Annotated in this window: 7 protein-coding genes; 2 read left to right on the top strand and 5 right to left on the bottom strand. The window is 60.2% G+C overall.

Annotated features, from left to right (window positions below):
• Positions 1 to 91 precede the first annotated feature (91 nt).
• The 5 genes from ACTD9P_RS00855 to ACTD9P_RS00835 form a co-directional block, all read right to left on the bottom strand.
• Positions 92 to 631, bottom strand: a complete 540-nt coding sequence (locus ACTD9P_RS00855) for a C40 family peptidase (protein ID WP_438866324.1) — start codon at positions 629 to 631, stop codon at positions 92 to 94.
• 144 nt (positions 632 to 775) lie between these two features.
• Entirely contained in the window at positions 776 to 1405 is a 630-nt protein-coding gene (locus ACTD9P_RS00850; RefSeq protein ID WP_438866323.1) for a C40 family peptidase, read from the bottom strand.
• Positions 1406 to 1618: 213 nt separating this feature from the next.
• Complete coding sequence (gene hda / locus ACTD9P_RS00845; protein WP_017134884.1) at positions 1619 to 2323, bottom strand: DnaA regulatory inactivator Hda; 705 nt, start codon at positions 2321 to 2323, stop codon at positions 1619 to 1621.
• A 203-nt stretch (positions 2324 to 2526) separates the two neighbouring features.
• Entirely contained in the window at positions 2527 to 3600 is a 1074-nt protein-coding gene (locus ACTD9P_RS00840; protein ID WP_438866322.1) for an AI-2E family transporter, read from the bottom strand.
• A gap of 53 nt (positions 3601 to 3653) precedes the next feature.
• Positions 3654 to 4694, bottom strand: a complete 1041-nt coding sequence (locus ACTD9P_RS00835; RefSeq protein ID WP_438866321.1) for a DUF2066 domain-containing protein — start codon at positions 4692 to 4694, stop codon at positions 3654 to 3656.
• A 356-nt stretch (positions 4695 to 5050) separates the two neighbouring features.
• Between ACTD9P_RS00835 and purM the strand changes: the two genes are divergently transcribed.
• Both purM and purN read left to right on the top strand, forming a co-directional pair.
• A complete protein-coding gene (gene purM / locus ACTD9P_RS00830) occupies positions 5051 to 6109 on the top strand; it encodes a phosphoribosylformylglycinamidine cyclo-ligase (RefSeq protein WP_017134881.1) in 1059 nt (352 codons plus the stop codon).
• Entirely contained in the window at positions 6109 to 6759 is a 651-nt protein-coding gene (gene purN / locus ACTD9P_RS00825; RefSeq protein ID WP_438866320.1) for a phosphoribosylglycinamide formyltransferase, read from the top strand. The genes purM and purN overlap by 1 nt, the downstream gene beginning before the upstream one ends.
• Positions 6760 to 6767 lie beyond the last annotated feature (8 nt).

Here is a 6767-nt window from a genome sequence, read left to right as displayed (position 1 = left end):
GCTCGCGAAGGCGGTGGATCAGCCAACGAATCTGTTGACTGACACCACGCCTTCGCGAGCAAGCCCGCTCCCACACTTGAACCTGTGCAGCCTATGGATTACGCGCCAGGCTTGCCGGCAGCACGCGCTTGGCGCTCAGGTAGGCATTCTGCCAATAGGCCTTGGACAAGGTGTCCAACTTCACCGTACCGCCGGTTTGCGGGGCGTGTACGAAGCGCCCTTCACCCACGTAGATACCTGCGTGGCTGACTCGCGTGCCACCGCCGGTGGCGAAGAAGATCAGGTCGCCGGTTTGCAGGTTGTTTTCGCTCACATCCTGGGCACGCATCACGATCAGTTCGCGGGTGGTGCGCGGCAGGCTGATGCCAGCGGCGTCGCGGTAGACAAAACCGATCAGGCCACTGCAATCAAACCCGGAGTCTGGCGTATTGCCGCCCCAGCGATAAGGCGTGCCGACCAGGCCCAGCGCACGGAAGAGCACGTCTTCGGCAGCCGGCGAGAAATTTTGGGTGGAATAGTTGAACACCGGCTTGGGCTTGACCGCGACAGGCGCAGGCGGCGGTGGACGGCTTGCGCAGGCGCTGAGGAGCGCGGCACATACCAGCAGAATGAGGCGGGCTGAGGTCGACATGGGCAGAACAATCCTGATCTGGATGCGGCTTTCGCTGCCGAACGCTGAAAACCAGAACGCGCAAGCAAAGCTCGCGCGAACGGATTACAACAATGTCCAGGGATTCTAGCGCTTACACGTCAAACTTCAAGTATCACTTTAACTTTACTTACTGGCGGTAACCGTAGTCGGGGCCATGGCGAGTGCGCGCTTGGCTTCGATGAAGGTTTTGCTCCAGTAGCTGTCGCCCAGGTTGTCGACCCGAACACCACCACTGCGACGGCTGCTGGAGTGGATAAACTGGTTATCGCCCAAGTAGATACCGGCGTGGCTTACACGACCACGGCCTGCCGTACTAAAGAAGAGCAGATCACCGGGCTTGAGGTTGTTGCGTGCGACCAACGGTGCGTCCACGTTGATCATTTCGCGTGTCGAGCGTGGCAAATTCATGCCGGCTTCTTCACGGAACAGGTAGCCGATAAAGCCGCTGCAGTCGAAACCGGCTTCAGAGGTACCGCCGAAACGGTAACGGGTACCGATAAGGGACATACCGCGTTCGAGGATGCTGTCGGCCAGAACGGGAAGCTGGTAAGGCTTGCTGCCGGCGAAGGCGGCCAGTTCTTTCTCGGTTGCGACTTCTTCTTCATAAACAGTAGAAGACTGCGCTGCAACGAACTTTGCCTGATTTTGAACCTGTGGTGTGTGCTGTTCAGCCACGTTTTGAGTGTGGGTGGCGCAACCAAACAACAGGGTAACGAGTGCGAGAGGCACGAGGGGTGCGAAGCGATTTAGCATGGGCACGACCGTGGCTGATGTGTAAAGAAGTCGAGACTATGCCCACTATCACATCGATTTGCAAATTCAATCGTGATCTATGTGACTTCTTGTTTGGACTATGACATCTAAGCCCTTAACACCCTATTCATGCCTGTTGCGTGGCCAAACCGGCCCAAACGCAGGTTTTCTGGCGCCTGGAAGTTGCCGAAAACCCCACTGGACAAGGGTTGGCTACCAGCCGAGGGTTTCCTTGAGGAACGGAATGGTCAGCTTGCGCTGAGCCTGCAAGGAGGCCTGATCGAGCTGTTCGAGCAAATCGAACAACGCGCTCATGCTGCGGGTGCCACGGGTAAGGATAAAGTGCCCGACCTCATCGGTAAGGTGCAGGCCGCGGCGCGATGCGCGCAATTGCAGGGCACGCAGCTTGTCTTCGTCGGAGAGTGGGCGCATCTGGAAGATCAACGCCAGGGTCAGGCGTGACTTGAGGTCAGCCAGCTTCACCGGCAGCTCACGCGGCGAGGTGGACGCAGCAATCAACAAGCGTCGGCCGCTGTCACGCAGGCGGTTGAACAGGTGAAACAGCGCCTCTTCCCAATCCGCCTTGCCGGCGATGGCCTGCAGGTCATCCAGGCACACCAGTTCGTATTGCTCAAGGTGGTCGAAGATGCCGATGCCACGGTCCATCAGCTCAGCCAGTGGCAGATATACCGCCGGCTCGCCCATCTGCTCGAAGCGCAGGCACGCGGCCTGCAACAGGTGGGTACGCCCCACGCCGTGTTTGCCCCACAGATAGATCAGGCTTTCAGTCCACCCGGCGTCGGCTTCGCAGAGCCGCTCGACATAGCCGAGTGCAGCGGCATTGGCGCCTGGGTAGTAATTGATAAAGGTGGCGTCGTCACGCAGACGCACACCCAAGGGCAGCTGAATCGGTTTCATGCTGACTGAACGGCTCCAAACGAACCGTTAGTGGCCTCTGTGTAAAGTTTGCAAAGTTTATACCCGTGACGCCGGGCGCACAATGCAGCAGACCACAAGCAAAATCAAAGGTTTGCGTTAACTTGGGGCGATTTGCGCAAATTGTTTGACACCCTGCCCCAGAAACAACAAACCCGGCTTAGGCCGGGTTTGTTGCGAAACGGTTACAGATCCGGGTCTTCAACCCCGGTATACGCATCCGAATCTTTATACAGATCATGGACGTGGCGCACCAACACCATGATCACCGCTGCCACCGGCAGCGCCAGCAAAATGCCGGTAAAGCCAAACAGCTCACCGCCCGCCAGGATCGCAAAGATCACTGCCACCGGGTGAAGGCCAATCCGGTCCCCCACCAGCAGCGGCGTCAGCACCATGCCTTCCAGGGCCTGGCCAACCATGAACACCGCGACGATCCCGAGCATCGGGTACAGATCACCGCCAAACTGGAACAGCCCGGCCACCAGCGCCGCGCCGATACCGATCACAAAGCCCATATACGGCACGATGGCGGCCAAGCCTGCGATCAAGCCGATCAACAGTCCCAGCTCCAAACCAATTGCCATCAAGCCGGCGGCATAGATGATCCCAAGCGCCAGCATCACCAGCAACTGGCCGCGTACAAACGCGCCGAGCACCTCGTGGCACTCGTGCGCCAGGGAAACGATGCGCTCTTCATTGTTGCGTGGCAGCAGGCTGCGGATCTTGGCCATCATGATGTCCCAGTCGCGCAGCAGATAGAACGCTACCACCGGGATCAACACCAGGTTGGTCAGCCAGCCGATCAGCGCAAGGCTGGAGGCCGTGGCCTGGCTGAGCACTACACCGACAATATCGGTGGTCTGCCCCATATGCTCACTGATCGCCGCCTTGACCTTGTCGAACTTCCAGAAGCCATCCGCCAGCCCCAGCTTGGCCTGGGCCCACGGCATGGCCGTGTGCTGCAACCAGTCGAGCATTTGCGGCGCCAGCTCATAGAGGCGAAACAGCTGCTTGGCCAGCATCGGCACCAACACCAGCACCAAGGCGGTGATAATCAGCGTGAACAGTGCAAACACCGTAACCACGCCCAAGGTTCGCGACAAACCGGCTTTCTCCAGGCGATCCACCACCGGATCGAACAGATAAGCGAGCAGCAACGCGACCAGGAACGGCGTCAGGATCGAATGCAGCAAGAACACAAAAACGCACAGCAGGACAACCCCACCAAGCCACACCCAACGACGCGTATCCGCCATAAACCACTCCATCTCTTATTTGCTTCCTTCTATCTATATAGAAGGAAGTTCACCTACCAACGAAAACGTAACTGCGCCTGAGGCTCGGGAGCAGCCGGCGGCTGCGTACCATCGGCTACCGGCGGTTGAACCGGCGCTTCGCCCGCAGGCACTTCCTGCAACTTGGCCAGGCTCAACTGCGTACGCAACTGATCGGCACTGCCGTTGACCCGGTACACAATGCGATTGCCATCCACCCGTTGCGGCTGAGCACCAAAGGGCTCAAGCAAATGACCCAAAGCGGCATAGCGCTCCAGGTTCATGCCCTGCACCTCGAGCAGCTGTTCGGTACTTACACCTGGCTTGACCGCAAAGCGCGGTGCCAGTTTTTGGCTGACCGCCAACATTACGGCATCGGCGACCGCGCCAGTGTCAGCGCCCTGTGCGGTGCCCTGCTCGCTCTTGTCGCCCAGCCACAGGCGCCATTTGGCCTGCCACTGGTTGCCTTCCTGGCGCGCGTGCACGGCCAGCAAGGCGTCGGCGCCATAACGCTCGGAGGCGGCGCGCAAGGGCGTGGCATCGGCACCTTCCAGATTCGGTGCTGTGGCGACGACTTGCTCCTCCAGGTCACCCAAGGGCAAACGCAACGGCAAGCCACGGTGTTGCGCGGCACGGCGCAGTGCACCGGCTATCGCTTGGCCATCACCGACCAGGCTGCTGCCGTCAGTGGAGTCGTTGAGCCACCAGCCGAGGATCGACGGCCGATTGCTGCCCCAGATCGACAGGCCCGCTTCACGCAGGGCACGATCGGTGCTCACAGGGTCGAAGTCCACCTGCAGGCTCTCCGGCGGGCCGGCGTCGTAGCCGTATTGGCTGATAATTTGCTGCGGGTCTTTGCGAATCGCCGCCAGGCCCGGTCCCTCGGCAGCCTTGGCATCGCCGGTCAGGCGGATCACCAGGGTTTGCACGGCGCGCTGGGTGGCCTGGTCACGCTCCTGGGGCGACTGGCTGGCAACCGGTTCAAGTACTTGATAAAGGCCATTGAGGGTTTCGGCATGACTCGCCAGGCTGACCAATGACAAGCAGCCTACAAAGAAGACATTACACAGACGCATGGAAGATTCCCGAACGACAAATTTAGCGGCTGGAACAGACCGCGTGAACTCGGCTTGGCAAGGCTGTGACCACAGCAGCCGGTAAAACATTCACAGGGTCATGGCAGTTTTTGTACTGTCATAACGATAGCGGGGTAAAGGCTATACCTTAATACACGCCATTACCGGCACGTTTAGCATTTTTTTAAGCGGCTTTTTTAAGCTATATGGCCCTGCCCGTCGGCCCGAGGATGGCCGCTGCCCCTCAAGCCTGATAAAATCGCGCGCCTTCGCAGACCGTCAGCGGCTGGGCCTTTTTACCAAAAGCGCCTGCCGGCTCGGTCGTTACCCAGAAATCCCCCCTAAAGGCCTGGATCATGAGCAAGCAACCCTCCCTGAGCTACAAGGACGCCGGTGTAGACATCGACGCCGGTGAAGCATTGGTCGAACGCATCAAGAGCGTCGCCAAGCGCACTGCGCGCCCCGAAGTCATGGGCGGCCTGGGCGGTTTTGGCGCCCTCTGCGAGATCCCGGCCGGCTACAAGCAGCCTGTACTGGTGTCCGGCACCGACGGCGTGGGCACCAAGCTGCGTCTGGCGCTGAACCTGAACAAGCACGACACCATCGGTATCGACCTGGTTGCCATGTGCGTCAACGACCTGGTGGTGTGTGGCGCAGAGCCGCTGTTCTTCCTCGATTACTACGCCACCGGCAAGCTGAACGTGGACACCGCTGCACAAGTGGTCACCGGTATCGGCGCCGGCTGCGAGCTGTCGGGCTGCTCCCTGGTCGGCGGCGAAACCGCTGAAATGCCGGGCATGTACGAAGGCGAAGACTACGATCTGGCCGGTTTCTGCGTCGGTGTTGTCGAAAAAGCCGAGATCATCGACGGCTCCAAAGTCGCCGCCGGTGACGCCTTGCTCGCCCTGCCATCGTCCGGCCCGCACTCCAACGGTTACTCGCTGATCCGCAAGATCATCGAAGTGTCAGGCGCCGACATCGAGAACACCCAGCTCGACGGCCAGCCGCTGACCGACCTGCTGATGGCCCCGACCCGCATCTACGTGAAGCCGTTGCTCAAGCTGATCAAAGACACCGGCGCCGTCAAAGCCATGGCCCACATCACCGGTGGTGGCCTGCTGGACAACATCCCGCGCGTGCTGCCAAAAGGCGCCCAGGCGATTGTCGACGTGGCAAGCTGGACCCGTCCTGCCGTGTTCGACTGGCTGCAAGCGCAAGGCAACGTCAACGAAACCGAAATGCACCGCGTGCTGAACTGCGGCGTGGGCATGGTCATCTGCGTGGCGCAAGAGCACGTTGAAACCGCGCTGAACGTACTGCGTGAAGCGGGCGAGCAGCCTTGGGTTATCGGCCAGATCGCGACCGCTCCGGAAGGCGCGGCCCAGGTTGAGCTGAAGAACCTCAAGGCTCACTGATGCCTGAGACCTGTGATGTCGTGGTGCTGCTCTCCGGCACCGGCAGTAACTTGCAGGCCCTGATCGACAGCACGCGCACCGGCGACAGCCCGGTGCGCATCGCTGCGGTGATCTCCAACCGCAGCGACGCCTACGGCCTGCAACGCGCCAGGGACGCGGGTATCGACACCCGCTCCCTGGATCACAAGGCTTTCGAAGGTCGCGAGGCCTTCGACTGCGCCTTGATCGAACTGATCGACGCCTTCAACCCCAAGCTCGTAGTACTTGCCGGCTTCATGCGCATCCTCAGCGCCGATTTCGTGCGGCACTACCAAGGGCGCCTGCTCAATATCCATCCGTCCCTGCTGCCCAAATACAAAGGGTTACACACGCACCAACGCGCCCTCGAGGCCGGCGACACGGAGCATGGCTGCAGCGTGCACTTTGTCACCGAGGAACTCGATGGCGGGCCTCTGGTCGTACAGGCAGTGGTTCCGGTAGAGTCTGCAGATTCGGCGCAGACACTTGCGCAACGGGTTCACACCCAGGAACACAGGATTTACCCGCTGGCTGTTCGCTGGTTTGCCGAGGGACGATTGATTCTCGGCGAACAGGGTGCATTATTGGACGGTCAGTTACTCGCGGCCAGCGGCCACTTGATTCGAACCTAGGAGATTTT

It is taken from the genome of Pseudomonas onubensis (genome assembly GCF_965653655.1).
Classification (GTDB): domain Bacteria; phylum Pseudomonadota; class Gammaproteobacteria; order Pseudomonadales; family Pseudomonadaceae; genus Aquipseudomonas.
Note: the sequence above shows the minus strand (reverse complement) of the source record. Positions and strands in the feature narration are given on the sequence as shown.

Coding starts and splice junctions, on each gene's coding strand:
- ACTD9P_RS00855 (WP_438866324.1), bottom strand. CDS start 631: ATGTCGACCTCAGCCCGCCTCATTCTGCTGGTATGTGCCGCGCTCCTC.
- ACTD9P_RS00850 (WP_438866323.1), bottom strand. CDS start 1,405: ATGCTAAATCGCTTCGCACCCCTCGTGCCTCTCGCACTCGTTACCCTG.
- hda (WP_017134884.1), bottom strand. CDS start 2,323: ATGAAACCGATTCAGCTGCCCTTGGGTGTGCGTCTGCGTGACGACGCC.
- ACTD9P_RS00840 (WP_438866322.1), bottom strand. CDS start 3,600: ATGGCGGATACGCGTCGTTGGGTGTGGCTTGGTGGGGTTGTCCTGCTG.
- ACTD9P_RS00835 (WP_438866321.1), bottom strand. CDS start 4,694: ATGCGTCTGTGTAATGTCTTCTTTGTAGGCTGCTTGTCATTGGTCAGC.
- purM (WP_017134881.1), top strand. CDS start 5,051: ATGAGCAAGCAACCCTCCCTGAGCTACAAGGACGCCGGTGTAGACATC.
- purN (WP_438866320.1), top strand. CDS start 6,109: ATGCCTGAGACCTGTGATGTCGTGGTGCTGCTCTCCGGCACCGGCAGT.